The organism is Vibrio wakamikoensis, from assembly GCF_050337275.1.
GTDB classification, from domain to species: Bacteria; Pseudomonadota; Gammaproteobacteria; order Enterobacterales; family Vibrionaceae; genus Vibrio; species Vibrio chaetopteri.
The window spans coordinates 176,027-195,732 of the sequence record NZ_JAKJST010000012.1 but is presented as its reverse complement, the minus strand read 5'-3'; the positions used below and the strand labels follow the sequence as shown (position 1 = coordinate 195,732).

Below are 19,706 nucleotides of genomic sequence, written 5' to 3'. Positions count from 1 at the left end.
CCACTATGCCAGTTTGGACTAGCGTAGGATCAAAGTTTCCTCATAAATATCATCAAGTTTCTTGGAATGTGATTTGAGTATCAATTTAGCTCAGTTTGTTTTTGAGGCTTTCAACCACGGACTTTCTAATTGAGCCAAGTCGCGGTATCTGTTCCTGTTTAAATGGAATCGGACGCATTAAATTGATGGTCTTCAATCCTAAACGAGCCGTCACCAAACCTACACCTAAACCTTGCCCTGCGCGTGCAGACAGTTTTTCTGCCAGGTTCATCGACAATATGTCAGCACTCGATTCAATGGCTAGCTCACTTGCACCAGCAATCGCTATGTTCACCAACACCAATTTGAACAGCTTCAATCTCGACCAGTAACCTAGCTCAACACCATAGATTTCAGAGATTTTGTCAATCATACGGAAGTTACGCCAAGCAATTAGAAGCATGTCAGCAATCGCGAGTGGGCTTAACGCCACCAAAATCGCCGCTTCACCAGAAAGCTTAGAGACCGACGCCATTGCTTTCTTGTCCTGCTCTGTCAGCACCATAGATTGATACATATCGAGCACTTCCGCATCGCTATGGGCACTGTGCACACTATTTTGCCAACGATCAAAAGCCGGATGCTCTGCAGGTATAGACGCCTCATGAGCAAGCTTTTGACAGAATTTTTCGCCTTTGCCTACCGCGTCATTGTCTAATAAAGCTTGCGCCTCTTCTTGCACTGAAAAATGATTCTTCAGTTTGCGAAGTTTAAAGAGCTCTTTACCAAAGGCGCCGATACCCATGACAGCAACGCCAGTCACTAGAGCAGACCAGCCAAGTGATAGATAGTCGCCTGTCGTTGCCGCGGTAACCACGTTATCAATAGCTTGCCAGCCAACGAGACCTGCAAACGCAGTCAGAAATGTCGTCGCTATCCAACCTTTCTTGCTGCTACCGCGAATGGTTTTCTCCAACTCGGCATCACCTTCGTCTTCAACAGCAACCTGTTCAACGGGAACGAAAGTTTGCTCAGGCTCAAACAGCTTTTGGCTGTTCATGTCTAATGTTGGCTCTCCATTAGACAAATCTTCATCAAAGACTTTTCTGTTTTTCATATCACTCATCGAAGTTTGTCTCCAATTAAATACTGCATCGCTTTATCAAGGCGAATATGACCGCAAGGTGCATCTTGCGCACTCGCTAGAGGCCTGAATGAGGTAAATTCAAACCCGCTTTGCTGCCAAAAATCAGGCTTCGGTAGTCTTGCAGGTACATCACCGGGATACAGCGTGAATGTTTGGTTATCCAATGTCGTGCCACGCAATGCTGGAGAGCTGTCGCTGCCATTGCCGACAAACCCGGCTTCCGTTGCTTGAATAGATGCTACGCTCATGCAGCTCATCTCAATATTTTCAAACGCCGTTTCTTGCCATGCTGGGTGAACCATCTGTTGCAAAAGGCTGACTAAATTCCCGTGCTGATTCGGTGTTACATGATCTGCCTTTGTCGCAGCGAACAGTATTTTGTCGATGCGCGAAGCAAACAAGCGTCTTAGCAAATTCGATTGCCCATAACGGAAGCTTTTCATGATCTGCTGAAGCGCCTGCTTCATATCATTGAATGCCTCGTCCCCCGCCATCAATGGCTGCAGACAATCCACCAGTACGATTTGACGATCAAAGGTAGCAAAGTGCTCTTTATAGAACTGCTTAACCACTTTAGTTTGATACTCTTCGTAGCGGCGTTTCAGCATGGCGTAACCGCTGTTCTTTTCTGCTTTGTCCGTTAGAGACTTGCATGGGAAGAACTGAAGCACTGGTGCACCCGCAAGCTCACCGGGCAACACAAAGCGACCGGGTTGTACCCAATGGAGGCCACGATCTTTACAAGCAAACAGATAATCCGTGAAGGCCTGAGAGATCTCAGCAATCACTTTCTCGTTAGCTTCTGCTTTTCCATCAAATGTCTCCAGTGCAGCGAGCCAAGCTTGTGCACATTCGCTACGAATACCAGACAAGTTTGCAAACTGCAGCTCGTTCCATTCTTCGAAGGAAAGGTCAAGCAAAGGTAAATCCAGCAGCCACTCTCCTGGATAGTCAATAACATCAATAAATAGAGTCGATGTTTTGCTGATTAAACGCTTCGCTCCTTTCGCTGGCTTATATTTCAGCGCCAAACGAATTTCACTCACATCTCGCGTTGGCTGCGGCCATTCTGGTGGCTCAGCGTGAAGCTGTGCCATGGCATCATCATAGGCAAAGCGCGGTACCATTAAATTAGACTGAGGAACGCGCTTTGCTCCAATGAGTCGCCCATCTCGCGCGCACTCAAGTAATGGCAAGTTGTCGTGAGTGGAAGTATGAAGTAACTGGTTCACCAATGAGGTGATAAAAGCGGTCTTACCCGCTCTGGACAAACCGGTAACAGCAATTCGAACGTGAGAATCTAGGCTTCGATGCAACAAATCTGAGACTTCTTGACCAATGCGGTTCATTCAACTTACTCCAATACAAAAGACGAGGAACAGTGTGCACTATACGAGATTAACCAAATATGAACAAAAAACCCCTGATACAGTTCAGGGGTTTAGAGCGTTTCTAGAGATTTTTAGATAGGCCAATTGGCACTAATCATCCTCAATGAGTTTGTAAATAACAAACAGAGCAATCTCAAGCAGTACAGTCAGCACACACGCCATCGTGACGTACTTTTCATTGAAGATGCTGATGCCGTGTAAAATCAAGTCATAGCCAACAAAGAAACCCACTACTAGTAGTAACGCGATTTGTAATATTTGTATAAATCGAGGCATGTTTGCACTCTCCTTGGTTCTTTTTCTTTGAGTATATACCCTAATTGCCTCAATATGCCAAAAAGCTACTTGGGTATATGTCTGAATTATAGATAAAAAAAAGTGAGTATGTCTTCACACACTCACTTTTTTAAACTCAAATTAGGATGCGCTTTCCGCTTCCGCAATTTTCACTTTCCACGTATCTGGACCAATTTGGTGAGCATTAGCACCACTTGAATCCACCGCAACCGTGACTGGCATGTCTTCGACTTCAAACTCGTAAATCGCTTCCATACCCAAATCTTCAAACGCAACCACTTTCGCTTTCTTAATCGCTTTCGCAACGAGATAAGCCGCGCCGCCTACCGCCATTAGGTAGACTGCTTTGTGCTCTTTGATAGATTCAATCGCCGCAGGGCCGCGCTCGGCTTTACCAATCATGCCCGTTAGGCCTGTTTCAGACAGCATCATGTCGGTGAACTTATCCATACGCGTCGATGTTGTTGGGCCAGCAGGGCCTACAGCTTCATCGCCGACTGCGTCAACAGGACCTACGTAGTAGATAAACTTGCCTTTAAAATCTACACCTTCAGGCAAACCTTCACCGCTCTCTAACATGCCCTGAATGCGCTTATGCGCTGCATCACGACCTGTCAGAATTTTACCGGTAAGCAGTACTGTTTCACCTGTTTTCCACTCTTGAACGTCTTCTTTAGTGATTTCATCAAGGTTCACACGACGTGTGTTCGCGCCTGCTTCCCAAGTGATATCTGGCCACTCTTCAAGCTTAGGTGGCGTAAGCTCGGCAGGTCCCGAGCCATCCAACGTAAAGTGAACGTGGCGCGTTGCTGCACAGTTTGGAATCATACACACTGGCTTTGACGCCGCGTGTGTTGGCGCAGTTTTGATTTTCACATCAACAACCGTCGTTAGGCCGCCAAGACCTTGTGCACCAATACCGAGTTTGTTCACTCGGTTGAAGATGTCGAGACGAAGCTCTTCTTCCGCATTTTGTGGGCCACGGTCGATAAGCTCTTGAATATCGATATGCTCCATTAGCGACTCTTTTGCCAGCACCGCAGCTTTCTCTGCCGTACCGCCAATACCGATGCCAAGCATACCCGGTGGACACCAACCAGCCCCCATCGTTGGCAATGTTTTCTCTACCCATTCAGCAATATCATCTGATGGATTAAGCATCACCATCTTAGTTTTGTTTTCAGAACCGCCGCCTTTAGCCGCAATTTGGATTTCGACCTTATCACCCGGCACCATGTTGATGTGCACAACGGCAGGCGTATTGTCTTTGGTGTTGATGCGCTTGCCCGCAGGGTCTTTAAGAACCGATGCTCGAAGTGGGTTGTCTGGGTTGGTATAACCTTGACGAACACCTTCATCAATCATCTCTTGTACGGTCAGGTCGCTGTCCCATTGAACGTTCATACCAATGTTCACGAAACAAGTCACGATACCTGTATCCTGACAAATAGGTCTGTGACCTTCTGCTGACATGCGAGAGTTAATTAGGATTTGAGCAATCGCGTCTTTCGCCGCTTGGCTCTCTTCCTTTTGATAAGCTTTGTCTAGGGCTTGAACAAAATCGAGGGGATGGTAATACGAGATGTATTGCAATGCATCAGCAACAGAGCTGATCACATCTTCTTTACGAATAACCGCCATTGAATACCTCATTTATAATTTTAGCTTCCAGGAGGCCGAACTGTTTGACCTATCAAACTCATTGATCTGTTAAAAACTATTGGTCTATCAAAAACCATCAGCAAGCGAGTGACTACTTCGAGTAGAGCGCTTAGTACCACTCACTTTAACCATAGTGTTATCAGGGCTAAATGTCCGACTTTTTGTTGTGAAAATATGATACTCTTGCTTTCCACTATGCGCCATGAGTGCGACAACGTTTCTGTCACAGTTTAAGCAAATGAACAAAAAAGAAAGCCAATCTATTCAATTCGTTGACCTGCCTTATCAGCCAGATTTAGCCAAACAATACTTTGCCACTATCGAGCAGCTCCCTTGGGCTATGCTGCTGAAGTCCTCGACTTTAAAACATGAAAACAATCGTTTTGATATTTTGGTCGCTGAGCCAGTTGCGACGGTGCAGACCTATGGTGAGCTATCAAAAATTCACTATGATGGAGCGGAAGAAACGCGTAGCGACGATCCATTCACGCTTATCAATGACCTGATTGCAGAAAAGATTGGGCATACTGACTTAGAAACCGAGTGGCCGTTTTTAGGCGGCGCGCTAGGGTACTTTGCCTACGATCTAGGCAGACGAGTAGAACGCATTCCTGAGACAGCAAATCATGACATTGCCGCCCCAGATATGGCGATTGGTATCTACGACTGGGCACTGATGGTCGACCACCAGCAGAAAAAAGCAGTGATTATCGGTATTGAGCCAAATAACAAGCTTACTTGGCTGCAGAGCCAACAGGCCAAAGCACTCTTGCCTTTTCAGCTCACCACACCTTGGCAATCCAACATGAGCCAGACTGGTTATCAACAACGCTTCCACTCAGTGAAAGAGTATCTTTCTGCAGGTGATAGCTATCAGATAAACCTAGCCCAGCGACACTGTGCTCAGTATTCTGGCAGTGAATGGCATGCCTTTGAAGTCTTAGATGAACACAATCAAGCACCATTCAGTGCATTTATCCGTTTGGAAGACAGTGCGATTATAAGCATCTCACCCGAGCGTTTCTTGCAGCTTCATAACCGCGTCATTGAAACTAAACCTATTAAAGGTACCCGACCACGTTTTGTTGACCCCACTGAAGACAAAAATAGTGCAATCGATCTGGCTAACGCGCCAAAAGATCAAGCCGAAAATTTGATGATCGTCGATTTGCTGAGAAACGATATTGGCCGCGTGGCCAAGCCGGGCTCTGTAAAGGTACCAAAGTTATTTGATATTGAAAGTTTCCCTGCTGTTCATCACTTAGTGAGCACGGTAACGGGAGAACTGGATAGCCAATATCAAGCTACTGACCTATTGCGAGCATGCTTCCCTGGCGGCTCAATCACTGGTGCGCCAAAGGTTCGAGCTATGGAGATCATTGAAGAGCTTGAGCCGCACAGACGCAGTGTCTACTGCGGCAGCATTGGCTATATCAGTACCCATGGCGTAATGGATACCAGCATTACTATTCGTACATTAATTGCAACGCAAGGTGAGATTTATGCTTGGGCGGGCGGTGGCATAGTGGCCGACAGTGACTGTGACGATGAGTATCAAGAGACGTACCACAAGCTAGGCAAGATACTGCCTATACTAGACAGCTTATGACACTCGATGGGGTCTAGCACTAAATCGCTTCAAGTCCCCAATTTGGCCCCCACTTGGCCAATGTTTGAGTAAGATCTTTTGCGGTGTAGGGTTTGGACAGTATGTCATCCATCCCTACATCGTAACAATTTTGACGCTCTTCCGTTGTGGTACCAGCGGTCAGAGCCACTATTGGGTTACGATATTCCGCACTGCGCAGTCGTTTGGTCGCCTCAAATCCATCCATGACCGGCATTCGACAATCCATAAAAATAATGTCGTATTGTTGCTGGCTCGCATGCTCAACCGCCTCGAGGCCATTAACCGCCAAGTCAGGCGAGATACCCAATTTACTCAACATCTTAGTAATAATAACTTGGTTCATCTTTATGTCGTCGACCACAAGAATCTTCAACGCTGAAAAGTCTAATGTTTGATTACTATCGGCTTGAACTGCTTCAGTTTTTTCTTCAATCAACTCCGTTTTTAGGGGCAGAAATACATGGAACGTGGTACCGACACCGAGTTCACTTTCCAGCGAAATATTACCCCCCATCAACTCCACCAAGCGGCGACAAATAGCTAACCCCAGCCCAGTTCCTTCATAGTTACGCGAGCTAGAGCGATCGGCCTGAGTAAAGGGCTGAAACAACTTCTTTTGAGCCGATTCACTAATACCGATACCAGTATCTGTCACGGATACCTGAAGGCCATTGGCGCTATTTTCCACATGGACACTAACATCGCCTTTGTCGGTAAACTTAATCGCATTGCCAATCAAATTTACAAATATCTGAGTAATTCTCTCTAAATCACCGTTGATCTGCTGGCTATCCAAATTCTGTGTTTTAAATGTAAATCCAATCTGCTTCTCTTGTGCTTTATGTTCAAAAATACTCTTTAAGGTCGACTCTAAAGTGTTCCAGCCGAACTTTGATTCGATAAGCTCAAGCATACCGGCGTCAATCTTGCTGAAATCTAGCAAGTCGTTGATGATGGATCGCAGTAGTTGACCCGATTGGCTGAGATTATGATGAAGATCTTTTTGTGCATCTGATAATCCCGTATCCGCCAATAGCTCGACACTACCCAATAATCCATTTAAAGGCGTTCGAAGCTCGTGGTTTATCATTGCCAAGAACTCTCTAGTCGATCGTTCCGACGCCTCTGCACGATCCTTTGACTCAACTAAGCGTTGATTAATAACTTGACGGTTAATCGAACTGGCCAGTAACTCACACACCAGTGACATCTGACTGTTAACAAAGTCCATATCAAACGTGGTTTCAATAACGCCTAACTCAAGCTTACCAATCACCTTCTGCTCAAGTTCAATAGAAATACAAGACGTCGTGCAGCCCTCGGCGACAATAAGCTGGGCATATTTAGTCGTTTGATAGTGAGATTGGGTAACTGCCGGGAGGAGCTCACTTGGCAAAGCGATGGCACATGCTACATCTTCCGTCACTTCCGAGAGCTGATTAACCAGATCCACGACCAGTACATCATCTAGGTTGGCACGCAAAAAAATCCGACCGAAATGGATAAGGATACGCTCGATTTTCTGCTGAAACTCCAGACGTTTAAAACTTGCTTCGGAGCGTGCTTCCGTTTGCTTGAGTGCAACCTCAAGCTGCTGATTAGCATTAAAAAGCTCTAAACTCTTCTGTTCGAGTAAGGCTTCCGCTGCTTTTCTCGCGGCTATTTCTCGTTTAAGTTTGCGCTCGATCGCCGAACTGCTAGGCATAGTGTCTTTACACCAACGTGAGGCTGAATCTGACAGTACTATTGTCGTCAGACTGAGGCGTCATCTCAACATTGAGTTTCTCACCAAAATGCTCTGCACAGCCTTCGATCAGACCTAAGCAAACATGAGACATGCAGCGCGCACTTTGATAGTCCATCACCATATCGGTTTCTGACTCACTGATGAAGTAAAACTTGGGAGGCTCAGCATCTGAATAGAGTTTTTTCACTTCAACATGAATATAGTCCTCTACGTGGCGGATAAACTGAAATGTAGAGCGACTCGTCCCAATACTGGCGCTTTCTGGGATTGCAGCGAGTAAAGTTTTAAACACTGTCTGTCCAAATACTTGCTGAAGTGTCTCTGGGTCAATGTTGGTTTTCTTACTCAAGTTGACGATAAGCTTGACTAAGTCTCGATGGTCATAACTGCCAACCGCAGTATAAATGCCCTCATCACCAGACATCTCCAACACCTCATCCAATACATCCAGACCAAACTTCTCTTCAACCAACTCCATGAATTCAGTAAAAATAATTCCTTTCATTCATCTTCTCCTTGTTAATGGAACGCACTGGTTGTGTGTTTATCGTGACTCATTAAAGTATTAGGACAATTCTTGGTTGTTTTCCATATATTGTTAAATATCAGATAATAAGGCGACAAGAACTTTTTCGGCATCGCTACACAGGAGCGAATAGAGTACTGCCTTTAATACTCAACGTTAGTTTGACGTCTTTTGGGTTTCACCTGTAACTGTCTTGGTAGGTTTGCGACCGCAATCCCTGTCGCAACATGCTCTACACCATCACAAATCGAGTACACAAAGCGCCTTGGGTTGACTGATACCGCTTTCTCCTCTTTATCAACAAACGAACCATCAGCTTGTGGGACTAGGAACTGCTGATCGTCCAGACAGAAAACGGACTCAACAAAAGCAATGGGACTTGATAATGAAGGGGTTACCTGAGCCAGCACTTTTTGCTCAAAACACTTAGTATCGTGAGACAAGGATAGTCTAGAGGTAAACAAACTAGAGAAACGAGAGAAGTCCAAACAGATCATAACCTTGGTGATCTCTTCAGAACCAAAATTCTTGAATAAAAGGGTCAAGTGACACAACTCTGATTTCGGAGCCAATAGTGTCTGCTTGGGGTAAACCAACAAATACTGTGGTGTGATATTAAAGGTATAGCCCTCATCTATGTCGTTGACACCTAAGAAAGAGACCTTCACTTTATCCGTTAATTTCCTGGATGCGTTTCGGCACAAGCTTTCTATAGGAATCATGACGGTTCCGTCACTGAGCATTGTATAACCAGAAAGAGACGGAGCGTGTCTGCGCAAAGACAAAGCACTCATGTCTAAGCAAGGCAAATCTAGATGATCTGGAACACTCATCACTTCATCTGAATCAATGGGGCAATAAATCCGAAAAGCAGCTCCGCCTACTGTGCATTTCAATACTAGCGTTTGCTCATCTTTCGACTGTTTACGATACGCGTAAAAGCCATTACCAAAATCCTTAAACACCCCGTTCGGGTTTTCACATATTACATGCTCTGGCTCAATGGACTCTAACTTTTTGGAGCAGCTTTGTAGATACTCTCGCGTGAACACTAGAGTGTCACAAGCGAGTTGTAACATAAGTCTTCCGTGCTGTTCTCTACCTTCCATAATAATCACCTAATACTCAGGAAAATATAGAGTTATTCGACACGCCCACTGCCAGCAAGGTGCTCTTGAATCTGCTCGGCAGTCATTGGCCTGTAGAAGAAATAACCTTGAATAAAATCTACATCTATTAGCTTGAGTGTTTCCAATTCCTCTGCGTTCTCAACGCCCTCTGCAACCACTTTGATGTTTAAGTCATGGGACAGCTGTCTTAGCATATTAACTGCAAAAAACTTCTGTTTTATCTGATGGATATTCGTGATGAATTTACGGTCGATTTTTAGCTCATCAAAATGAAAGTCACTGAAGTAGGAGAACGACGAGTTACCTGTACCAAAATCATCAACCGCAATTTTTACCCCTGAGTCACGAATGTGTTCCAATAGGTTGGAGTTGTTAATGTTTTTTTCGAAATAGGATGTTTCTGTAATCTCAATAGTGACATCTTCATTTGTCACTGGTGACTCATTAATATAGGTAAACAACTCGTAAAGATGGTGGGACTCAGTATCAGCAATCGAGCAATTTAGCGACAGTGTTAGCTTTTGCTCCACTGCATTATCGAGTTGAACAAACGCTTTAATCGCCTTCTCAGCAACAATCATATCAATGGCATTGATCATCTTTAACTCTTCAGCAAGATGTATCATCTCCTGAACACAATAGTCCACTTCTTCGATTTGGAAGCGACACAAGGCTTCTAACTTCACAATCCGGTTGGTTTTGGTGTCCACAATCGGCTGAAAGTGAACATCAATTTGCTTGTTTTGCACCGCTTCAATGAGTAAATTTTCCAACTTTCTACGACGAATACTCGCTTGCACCAGCACTTCATCGTAAAAGTTCACGCTACTTGATTGAGAGTCATGAACAAACATGGCTTGAACCGACTGAGAAATCACTTCATCCATCGCACATTGATTGAAACCATGTAAAGCAACCCCAATTTGCCCATCAGAGATATCATTGATCAAATGGTCATCTAGATACTTACTCAAACCCGTGAAAAACTGCTTAATACACATATTGATCGTAGTGACGTCTTCAACATCGTCTTCACGTATTCGAAGCAAGACAACAAATGTATTCCTACCAATATAACCAAAGCTATCGGCATCATGAAACGACTGAAGTGCGGCATAAACTTTTTGACGTGATTCCACCTCAAGCTCACTGTAAAAGCGAGGATGTAAACTCACTACAATGAACTTGCCTCCTTGAGATGAAAGCTGCTTGGCACTATTTCTAAATGCAACTTCGTCCATCTCCTCCAAGTTAGGGATATTGGCTGCATCTGGCGCGTTGTCTTTTACAGGGTTCCGATGTTCACCTAAAAAGCTGTAAATATAAAAGCAGTGGTCTTGCGCTACCTCGACGCGCTTTATATGAACCATCTCCAACATAGAGCGTGATTCTTTCGCATTAGTAATCATCGCTCCGCGCCATTTCACCTCGCGTTCAATACGTTTTTGAAATGCTTCAATATGTCGCTTGTCACTATGGAACAGCCCTCCCTCACTAATACTGCGTCCCAATAACGCAAGTGAGGAGGTACCATGATCTCGACACAACTTCTCGTTAGTAAACAGCACTCGGTGTTTATCATCGGTGATCATGACTCCTCTGGCAGGATCATCCAGCACGTGCTCCAAAAGCTCAGTACAGGCAATCTTTGAAAGCGTGTGTGATAACACTTCGACACTGCCTTTCACCAAATTATCAATGACCAAGTAGATCTCAAACTTCACAACAATCAATTCACCACCGGTCGTCTCGAGTGGAATTGGTACAGCGGCTGGTGCGCCATCAAATTGGACGTCGCGAATCAAAGTGAGTATGTGGTTAATACTGTCAATAGAAGGCGGATTGACATGAGAATGACGGGGATCAAAGTTCATAACCCTCTGCCAAAACTCGCCTTTTGACACTTCAGTAGTAATGTCATGAAGATGTTCTGACCAGAACAGCTTCTTCGCTTCAGCCTGCTTCGCTAGCATGTCGATCTCTCTTTGAATTATTAGCCAACCGAGGTGCTTATGAGTTTCCCTCTTGCACCAAAACAAGCTAGAAGAAACAAACTCAAATTCAAGTTGATATTTACTTGAATGCAGTGCAATGCGTTCTAGGTTATTGTCATGTTGTTGCGTAGCGGAGGGGCTCGATGGATTACGTGTATGTCGATGACTTATATGACGATGTGTATCATACCCCACCACCTGTCGATAAAGCGCTACAGCGCGGTGATGTACCCGAAGAAGAGTTTGAAATTCGTGAAGTTCTTGATTGTTGGTATCAAGCAGGCTTTGTTCCATTTATCGAAGGTCAACTGGATCAAATCAACTTTTGGCAACGAGTAGACGAATTTAAGCGTTTAACCAAAACACTCACACTGCTGATACGATGTCGTGCATACCAAAGCGCAGTGAAACGTATTACGTCACAATGGCAATCAGAATCGCTAGAGTTTCGCTACGTTCACTATTTACTGTATAAAGTGAATTACCCATAAACACTATTTTTATTAGGGATTTAAGAATTTTTATCATTAGCACTAATACTCAAACTATCAATAGCGCTTTTACGGTACCTATGATATTTTGCTAACGTGTACTTTTTATAAGTTTTATTATGTACAAATACGTCAAAGACAAGCTCGATCACAGCTATACTCAGGCGGTGCCAATTGGCCAGGCTCTGAATGAGAATGAGATACCACAGGAAGAAATTGAGATCAGAGAAATGGTCGAAGCCTGGTATGTCAGTGGCTATCGCCCGATAATTGGGGAAGATACTCTCTTTGAGCAATATTGCTGTGCTCACTCTTTAGCGAATATTGAAGGCGACTGGGAATCACAATCACAACAACAAAAAACAACCAGACTTCAACGCCTTGAACAGACACTGGTTGAAATTTGTCGTCACCGTGTATATTTCGCTGCCCTTACTCGCTTTTTGTCAGGTTTACAGGACTGTTCAGTCAAACAACGGCTAATAAAGGTACTGTCAGTTGCCAAAGCGTCACAATCGAAGCCAAGGCTGCATCACTAGTGTCAACTACTAGCAACTAGCAACTAGCAACTAGCAACTAGCAACTAGCAACTAGCAACAAAAGTTACTCACCTCATTACCCAACCATCAAATTTGAGCTTGCCCTGAAGCTTGGTCACACCTTCTTGCTGTAGTTGGCGTACTCTCTCTTTAGAGAGCCCATACATTTCACCGAGGCAGTCTAACGTCAGTACTTCTTTACCAAACAGCCCAAAGCGATGAATCACAATATCTCTATATTTGTTCGGTAGGGATAAAACCACTTTTTCCAAACTTTTCAGAAGCTTTTCATCATGACAAGTATCGTAAGGCTCGGGAATAGCATCTGAGCGACACGTGTCTAAACTCTGAAACTCCTTGTCTGTGATATCGACAGACGCACTAGATTCGATAAATCCGCTCATGTGAATAAGTTCACTCACGTGTTGCTGAGAATTCGACGTTTGCTCAGCAATCTCTTTGACAGACGGCGCTCTTTTCAAAGCTGAGCGCATCTCATTAGTTTGACGTGATAGTCGATTGATTTCCTTGATGACATGAACTGGCAAGCGTACCGTTCTTCCAGTATTCATCAAAGAAGACTCAATGCTTTCGCGTATCCACCACACGGCGTAGGTACTGAAGCGGAAGCCTTTTTCAGGTTCAAACTTATCGATAGCTTTGATCAAGCCTAAATTTCCTTCTTCGATTAAATCGAGGATGGTGTGATTATTTAAGCCACGTTTTGTATAACCTCTCGCAATCTTGACCACAAGACGAAGATTGGATTCAATGAGTACATCCCTCGCTGCCTTGTCCCCGCGTCTGGCTAGCGTAGCATAATGGTATTCTTGTTCCGGTGTCAGCAAATCAATACCTACGACATCTTGGATATACTTGGAGTAGAAATCTACGTTGCTGTCTAAGCCGTCAGTTTTTGTGTTTTCGATCCTAGTAGTCATGGCAATCTCCATATCTGTCTGCAACCTCGCCAACTCTATAGATAATTATTAGTTTTGATCTTTTGAGGTGCGTCGCATGATCAAGAGTAGTTCCCTTTATGCTATGCATCAAAATTTACTTCATACTGTTTAGTTAATTAATGATCGAATTAGTACCAAAGTCGTAGATGTACAGCGATTACAAAGATCAAGTTTAGATCTTAATAATTGGCAGTTTTTCATTTCTAATAAACTATACTATTGTTGTTAAGTAACTGAGTTTGGGACTGAAATGAAACAAACCCCGTCACAAACTCAGTCAGGAAAAACGATAAACAGCATAAAAGGACAGCAGGATGATAGATTTCGACGTACTTCGCAGCTACATGGACAATGACGAGGACATCATCGCAGCCGTATTTATGGCATTCATGGAAGAACATGAAAACGGTGCAGACAAAATACAATCGCTTTATAACGAGCAAAATTGGAGCGAACTGTTTATCACTGCCCACTCTTTAAAAGGTATTCTCGCAAGCTTTGGGGAAACCAAAGCCGTGGTTAAGCTTGAAGCGATAGAAACCTCAACTCGCAGTGGTGACGCTCCACAGTTAACTGATATGCAATTTGTGATTCAAGAATTGGAAGTAATAAAAAACCAAATCAACGAATATTTAGCATCAATGGTGTAGTTGGCGAATAGTAGTATGACGAAATCTGAGTTTTTATCGCGCTTTCAACTGCAGCAAACCGAGGACTACCATAAAGAGACTAAACTACGTACCGCAAATATAGACAAAGGTTCTCTGCGTGAGGCCAGTGTGTTAATAGGGTTAGTAGAACGTGAAGCCAAGCTTCACGTCATCCTTACCAAACGAGCCAGCCATTTAAAACACCACCCAGGCCAGATTAGCTTTCCTGGTGGTAAGGTAGAGCCAAGTGATCAAAGCCCTATCATTACAGCACTTCGAGAGACAGAAGAAGAGATAGGTATCAGTAGCAATCATATTTCCGTGATTGGCTACCTTCCCAAGCTCGTAACCGTCACGGCGTTCAACGTGACACCGGTACTCGCGTTTATTGAGCCTAAATATCGACCTAAAATTGACACCAACGAAGTCGACTACTTATTCGAGGTACCACTGGAGTTTCTCGCTTCCCCGACCAATCTTTCGGCTGTAGGTTTTCAAATTCGCGGACAGAACCACCGTGTTTTGTCTATTCCTTATAAAGAACACTTTATTTGGGGCGTAACAGCACAGATCATCGAAAACCTACAGACTCAACTTTTGCCAAGTTAACTAAAAGTAAAAAGCCAATCGTTTGCCTAAAATGGCATTAGTTTTACTAATGCCACCCATCAACCCATCTAATCAGTAGCACGAATAAAACGTGACTAAACCTGCAAAATATAGCCCCAATGAATAAGCCAACGCAAACCATGACCTAGATCTAGTTTTTGGCTGCAATTTACGTGCAATATTGCGGCCGACTTATTTCCTGTTCCCAAAAAATGAGTATTAACTATGACTACCACAACTACTGCGGCAGCGAGTCGCGCTGCGTCTAAGTGGACCTACAAAGATTTCACGTGGGCACTTTCTCTTTTCGGTACAGCCGTTGGTGCTGGCGTACTTTTCCTTCCTATTAAAGCGGGTGCTGGCGGCTTCTGGCCATTAGTAATCCTAGCCCTAATCGCAGCACCAATGACATGGTTTGCGCACAAGAGCTTAGCGCGTTTCGTACTTTCTGCTAAAAACCCAGACGCAGATATCACTGACACCGTTGAAGAGCATTTTGGTAAAACGGGTGCAAACCTTATTACTTTCGCTTACTTCTTCGCCATTTACCCGATTGTTCTAATCTACGGTGTTGGTATCACAAACACAGTAGATTCGTTCTTAGTAAACCAAATGGGCATGGAGTCTATCCCACGCTGGTTGCTATCTGGCTGTCTTATCGCTGCAATGACATGTGGTGTTGTATTCGGCAAAGAACTAATGCTAAAAGCGACGTCTGCAATGGTTTACCCATTGGTATTCATCCTTCTAGCTCTGTCTGTTTATCTAATTCCAGACTGGAATACATCAATGATGAGCGTGAGCCCTGATTGGGGTTCAATGCCTTCAGTTATCTGGCTAGCTATCCCTATCATCGTATTCTCATTCAACCACAGCCCAATCATTTCTCAGTTCTCTAAAGAGCAACGTCGCGTATACGGTGACGACGCTGTGAAGAAAACAGACATGATCACTGGCGGTGCTGCGATGATGTTGATGGGCTTTGTTATGTTCTTCGTATTCTCTGTAGTGCTATCTCTGTCTCCAGAGCAACTATCGATTGCACAAGAGCAAAACATCTCTGTATTGTCTTACCTTGCTAACGTTCACGAGTCGCCATTTATCTCTATCCTTGGCCCTGTTGTTGCTTTCGCAGCGATTACCTCAAGCTACTTTGGTCACTTCCTTGGTGCTCACGAAGGTCTAGTGGGTCTTGGTAAGTCTCGATCTAAAGCGCCAATCGGTAAAATTGAGAAAGCGTCTCTAGTATTCATCGTAGTTACAACTTGGGTCGTCGCTATCATCAACCCAAGCATCCTTGGTATGATTGAAACCATGGGCGCACCGATGATTGCAGCTATCCTATTCCTGATGCCTGTATACGCAATGAAGAAAGTTCCAGCGATGGCGAAGCTCCAAACTTCAGCCCCTGTACAAATCTTTACAGCAATTTGTGGTGTTGCGGCGATTACTTCGGTAATCTACGGCGCTTTTTAATTGACGCTGTCAATTGAACATCTCGATTAAACCGTATCTCGATACACAATAACGATAATTTGAGCCCCTATTTCGTATAGGGGCTTTTCTAGAGGCAAAACAGTATGATCAGTGTTTTTGATATCTACAAAATTGGTGTTGGTCCTTCAAGCTCACACACCGTCGGTCCGATGAAAGCCGGTAAAGAGTTCATCGATGACCTACGCACCATGGGCAAGCTAAGAGACATCACTAAGATCACTGTAGATGTTTATGGATCACTATCACTGACAGGGAAAGGTCACCACACAGATATCGCTATCATCATGGGCTTGGCGGGCAACTCGCCAGAAAAAGTCGACATTGACTCTATCCCAGGATTTATTGCACGCGTAGAAGAGACAGAACGTCTTCCGGTTGGTATGCATTGCCATACGGTTTCCTTCCCTCGTGAAGGCGGAATGAACTTTCATTCAACCAACCTAGAGCTGCACGAAAACGGTATGCAGATCCACGCGTGGATCGATGAAGAGCTCGCTTACTCGAAAACGTATTACTCAATTGGCGGTGGTTTCATCGTTGACGAGGAAAACTTTGGCAAAGAAGAGGTCTCTGCTCTCAAAGCGCCTTATGAGTTCAACTCTGCTGAAGAGCTTGTTAACCTATGTAAAGACAACGGTCTTTCTATTAGCACACTCGTGATGGCAAATGAGCACGCGGTTCATTCTGATGAAGAGACGCGCACTTACTTTGCGAACATCTGGCGCACCATGCGCGAATGTATGGAACGTGGTATGAATACAGAAGGTATTCTGCCAGGTCCTCTGCGCGTTCCACGCCGTGCTGCAGCGCTTCGTCAGCAATTGATCACATCAGAAAAAACCACAACGGATCCAATGTCCGTCGTTGACTGGGTTAATATGTTTGCGTTTGCGGTCAACGAAGAGAACGCAGCTGGCGGCCGAGTGGTTACAGCACCAACGAACGGTGCATGCGGTATCATTCCAGGTGTTCTGGCTTACTATGACAAGTTCATTCAAACCGTCACCGAGAAAGATTACATCCGCTTCTTTGCTGCGTCTGGCGCAATCGGTGGTTTGTACAAGCAAAATGCATCTATTTCTGGTGCAGAAGTAGGCTGCCAAGGTGAAGTTGGCGTAGCATGTTCAATGGCCGCAGCTGGTCTTGCTGAGCTCATGGGTGGCAGCCCTGAGCAAGTTTGTATGGCTGCTGAAATTGCTATGGAGCATAACCTAGGTTTGACTTGTGACCCAGTTGCAGGCCAAGTACAAGTACCGTGCATCGAGCGCAATGGTATCGCTGCTGTAAAAGCGATTAACTCGACACGTATGGCTCTTCGCCGCGCTTCTGCTCCACGTGTTTCACTCGATAAAGTGATTGAAACCATGCTCGAGACGGGCAAAGACATGAACGCGAAATATCGTGAAACGTCGCAAGGCGGTCTAGCGATTAAAGTGGTTTGTTAATAGGCCTGCAGATCGCTCAATAACATAAATGCCGAAACCTAATCAGTTTTGGCATTTTTGCATCTACACGGTAAAGAATACGTTGGAATAAAAACCAATGACAAAAAAAGTCGAGATAGCCGCACCTGTCAATAAGGTTGGCATTCGCGCTTTTGGATAGCGTTCAAGCAGGAGCATGATTGCTAAGTAGGTTGGATACAAGCCAAAAATATAACGCGGCATTGCATTCACACCCGATGACAGCGGGATCAATAGATTGATGAGCATAAACGTCGCTTCTGCATAACGTTTTTTCACGAAAAGGTAAGCATTAAGTGCGAATCCTATGAGCGATACCAGCACCAAATAGAGCTTTGCTCCTCCGGTTTTCACACCATAAACCAACCACTCAATTGGATTACTGAACTCCCTACCCCAAGCAATCTGGATATGCCCAAAGGCCAGGGCATCCCCCATATGAAAATGCAAGTAAGCCATATAGCTAAAGAAGCCCAGAGGAATCAACCAAATTGCAGCAATTACCGAGAGCGCATTGTTCTTTAACCGATAGAAACTGCTCGCTCCATAAGCCTGAAAGCCCACTATCAATACTGAAAACACCAACATGACACCCAAGTTTCGAGTGATCGCAGCTACCAACCCAAGCATGCCCACTGCCCACCAATTTTGTCGATAGCAGGCAATGAAGACGCCACTGATGAGAGCGATATAAAGCGGCTCGGAGTAGCCAGACATGGCATAAACCGCATAGGGAGAAAAGCACAGTAGCCAAATGGCGATGTCTTGCATCTCCTCACTGAAACTTAACTGCTTTAGCGCTTTCAGGAATACAGCCACACTGAGTACAAATGTCAGGTTGGAAACCAAAACGAGCGCGAGATTGGTGTCTCTGACTAACAGTGCCATCAGCTTGCCCAACAAAGGTGACACCGGCATAAACGCCCAATTGGCCGCATTGCCACCTTTCATATAAGTCGGGAACAATGCATAGCCATCATCGGCAATACGTTGAAACCACATACAATCAAAACGGCATACCTGTTGCCATATATCGATATTAACAACCGTTTCTGGGTTATACGCATGCGTTCCAATCAGTCCTAGCGCATAGAAAACCGTACGACTGAACAGAACTGCAACCACTAGGGTTATCCACTGCTGCTTAGAAATCGTCAAGCTTGGTAAATGCTTATCAACGTACCGTGTTTGTTCTTGCAATAAAGTAGAATCGGCAACGTTTTGTGGATTTGTCATGGTCAGTTTGGTCATACTCATTGCACCGCCTCCGTAATCGTCACCTGTCGGACATTCAAACTGGCGTCAGTTTCAAATCGCAGTTGTTGAATTGGCTGAGCGCGCAAAAATACACTTGCGGGTAACGTCGTTTCTAGTGAATTGAGTTCTAACGGCATCAACATGACCTTTCTGCCTTGGTTTGCTGAAATATAAACAGGCTCAGTAATCGATTGATTAAGCGAAATTTTAATTCGAACAGGGCTATGTGGCGTTTTTTCGAAGTTAAAGTAGAGGCTCGCATCGTGCACTAACTCCCTACCTTCTCTCTGCGGTAAGGATTCCCAACCTTGGCGGCTCAAAAATGGCGATGGTTCTGCGACATTGATAGTCCCCATTTCAGGCCAAATGAGGTCTATATTCTCTTGGCCCCAATAGCGAGTTTTCTTGTCGATGTAATAGGTCTGGTAAGCCGTTGACACATTCGGGTGAACGGCAAGATACAAGACCCACACGTAATACAAAGAAAGCGTGATAAACAACGCGAATACGAATGGTCGAAGTACCTGTGCTTTCACCTTAGCGAAGCTATTGTTTACTGATAATTCAGTGGGTTGTGAAGACATGCTGGATAACGTTCAATAACATCAAACCTCATTTTTACGCCTTACAACACACTACCCTGTCAGATTTGAGTCAAGAACTGATGAAGTTTCGATGACCTCGTGATAGTCAATCGGCATCAATTGATAAGTGTGATGGTACGACCACGTATGA

General features: G+C 44.6%; 18 protein-coding genes. 7 read left to right on the top strand and 11 right to left on the bottom strand.

Translation table 11 applies throughout. The annotated features are described in order from the left end of the window. Window positions 1-85: 85 nt before the first annotated feature. From L4C42_RS01625 to L4C42_RS01610, 4 genes are all read right to left on the bottom strand, one after another. Complete coding sequence (locus tag L4C42_RS01625) at window positions 86-1,105, bottom strand: YcjF family protein (protein ID WP_353498501.1); 1,020 nt, start codon at window positions 1,103-1,105, stop codon at window positions 86-88. After that, window positions 1,102-2,475 carry a YcjX family GTP-binding protein gene (locus tag L4C42_RS01620; RefSeq protein WP_353498500.1) on the bottom strand — a complete coding sequence of 458 codons (1,374 nt, stop codon included), beginning with the start codon at window positions 2,473-2,475 and terminating at the stop codon, window positions 1,102-1,104. The genes L4C42_RS01625 and L4C42_RS01620 overlap by 4 nt, the downstream gene beginning before the upstream one ends. Window positions 2,476-2,607: 132 nt before the next feature. After that, the gene (locus L4C42_RS01615; RefSeq protein ID WP_006073687.1) at window positions 2,608-2,793 is read right to left on the bottom strand and encodes a hypothetical protein; all 186 of its coding nucleotides are present in this window, start codon (window positions 2,791-2,793) and stop codon (window positions 2,608-2,610) included. Between the two features lie 141 nt (window positions 2,794-2,934). Beyond that, complete coding sequence (locus L4C42_RS01610) at window positions 2,935-4,455, bottom strand: fumarate hydratase (RefSeq protein WP_418641522.1); 1,521 nt, start codon at window positions 4,453-4,455, stop codon at window positions 2,935-2,937. A 259-nt stretch (window positions 4,456-4,714) separates the two neighbouring features. Here L4C42_RS01610 and pabB point away from each other — a divergent pair, with 259 nt between their 5' ends. Next, window positions 4,715-6,085: an aminodeoxychorismate synthase component 1 gene (pabB, locus tag L4C42_RS01605; RefSeq protein WP_429759052.1), complete on the top strand. Its 1,371-nt coding sequence runs from the start codon at window positions 4,715-4,717 to the stop codon at window positions 6,083-6,085. 19 nt (window positions 6,086-6,104) lie between these two features. On the opposite strand, the gene L4C42_RS01600 is transcribed toward pabB, so the two are convergent. The 4 genes from L4C42_RS01600 to L4C42_RS01585 form a co-directional block, all read right to left on the bottom strand. Further along, window positions 6,105-7,811: an ATP-binding protein gene (locus tag L4C42_RS01600; RefSeq protein WP_429759050.1), complete on the bottom strand. Its 1,707-nt coding sequence runs from the start codon at window positions 7,809-7,811 to the stop codon at window positions 6,105-6,107. A 7-nt stretch (window positions 7,812-7,818) separates the two neighbouring features. Then, on the bottom strand, window positions 7,819-8,358 hold the full coding sequence (locus L4C42_RS01595; protein WP_429759048.1) for a heme NO-binding domain-containing protein: 540 nt from the start codon (window positions 8,356-8,358) through the stop codon (window positions 7,819-7,821). Between the two features lie 164 nt (window positions 8,359-8,522). Continuing rightward, entirely contained in the window at window positions 8,523-9,488 is a 966-nt protein-coding gene (locus L4C42_RS01590) for a hypothetical protein (protein ID WP_429759046.1), read from the bottom strand. 32 nt (window positions 9,489-9,520) lie between these two features. Continuing rightward, a complete protein-coding gene (locus L4C42_RS01585; protein WP_429759044.1) occupies window positions 9,521-11,482 on the bottom strand; it encodes an EAL domain-containing protein in 1,962 nt (653 codons plus the stop codon). Between the two features lie 164 nt (window positions 11,483-11,646). Here L4C42_RS01585 and L4C42_RS01580 point away from each other — a divergent pair, with 164 nt between their 5' ends. Next, window positions 11,647-11,994: a hypothetical protein gene (locus tag L4C42_RS01580; RefSeq protein WP_429759042.1), complete on the top strand. Its 348-nt coding sequence runs from the start codon at window positions 11,647-11,649 to the stop codon at window positions 11,992-11,994. Between the two features lie 119 nt (window positions 11,995-12,113). Next, window positions 12,114-12,533 carry a hypothetical protein gene (locus L4C42_RS01575; protein WP_429759040.1) on the top strand — a complete coding sequence of 140 codons (420 nt, stop codon included), beginning with the start codon at window positions 12,114-12,116 and terminating at the stop codon, window positions 12,531-12,533. A gap of 68 nt (window positions 12,534-12,601) precedes the next feature. On the opposite strand, the gene L4C42_RS01570 is transcribed toward L4C42_RS01575, so the two are convergent. Continuing rightward, the gene (locus L4C42_RS01570; protein ID WP_429759038.1) at window positions 12,602-13,474 is read right to left on the bottom strand and encodes a sigma-70 family RNA polymerase sigma factor; all 873 of its coding nucleotides are present in this window, start codon (window positions 13,472-13,474) and stop codon (window positions 12,602-12,604) included. Between the two features lie 335 nt (window positions 13,475-13,809). Between L4C42_RS01570 and L4C42_RS01565 the strand changes: the two genes are divergently transcribed. From L4C42_RS01565 to L4C42_RS01550, 4 genes are all read left to right on the top strand, one after another. Beyond that, window positions 13,810-14,145 carry an Hpt domain-containing protein gene (locus L4C42_RS01565; protein WP_429759036.1) on the top strand — a complete coding sequence of 112 codons (336 nt, stop codon included), beginning with the start codon at window positions 13,810-13,812 and terminating at the stop codon, window positions 14,143-14,145. A gap of 15 nt (window positions 14,146-14,160) precedes the next feature. Then, on the top strand, window positions 14,161-14,754 hold the full coding sequence (locus tag L4C42_RS01560) for a CoA pyrophosphatase (RefSeq protein ID WP_353498489.1): 594 nt from the start codon (window positions 14,161-14,163) through the stop codon (window positions 14,752-14,754). Between the two features lie 225 nt (window positions 14,755-14,979). Continuing rightward, window positions 14,980-16,230 (top strand): aromatic amino acid transport family protein, encoded by a 1,251-nt coding sequence (locus tag L4C42_RS01555; RefSeq protein ID WP_429759034.1) that lies wholly within the window; start codon window positions 14,980-14,982, stop codon window positions 16,228-16,230. A 104-nt stretch (window positions 16,231-16,334) separates the two neighbouring features. Beyond that, window positions 16,335-17,696 carry an L-serine ammonia-lyase gene (locus L4C42_RS01550; RefSeq protein WP_429759032.1) on the top strand — a complete coding sequence of 454 codons (1,362 nt, stop codon included), beginning with the start codon at window positions 16,335-16,337 and terminating at the stop codon, window positions 17,694-17,696. A 63-nt stretch (window positions 17,697-17,759) separates the two neighbouring features. On the opposite strand, the gene L4C42_RS01545 is transcribed toward L4C42_RS01550, so the two are convergent. Continuing rightward, window positions 17,760-18,971: a mannosyltransferase family protein gene (locus L4C42_RS01545; protein ID WP_353498486.1), complete on the bottom strand. Its 1,212-nt coding sequence runs from the start codon at window positions 18,969-18,971 to the stop codon at window positions 17,760-17,762. Continuing rightward, window positions 18,968-19,555, bottom strand: a complete 588-nt coding sequence (locus L4C42_RS01540; RefSeq protein WP_353498485.1) for a hypothetical protein — start codon at window positions 19,553-19,555, stop codon at window positions 18,968-18,970. The genes L4C42_RS01545 and L4C42_RS01540 overlap by 4 nt, the downstream gene beginning before the upstream one ends. Window positions 19,556-19,706 lie beyond the last annotated feature (151 nt).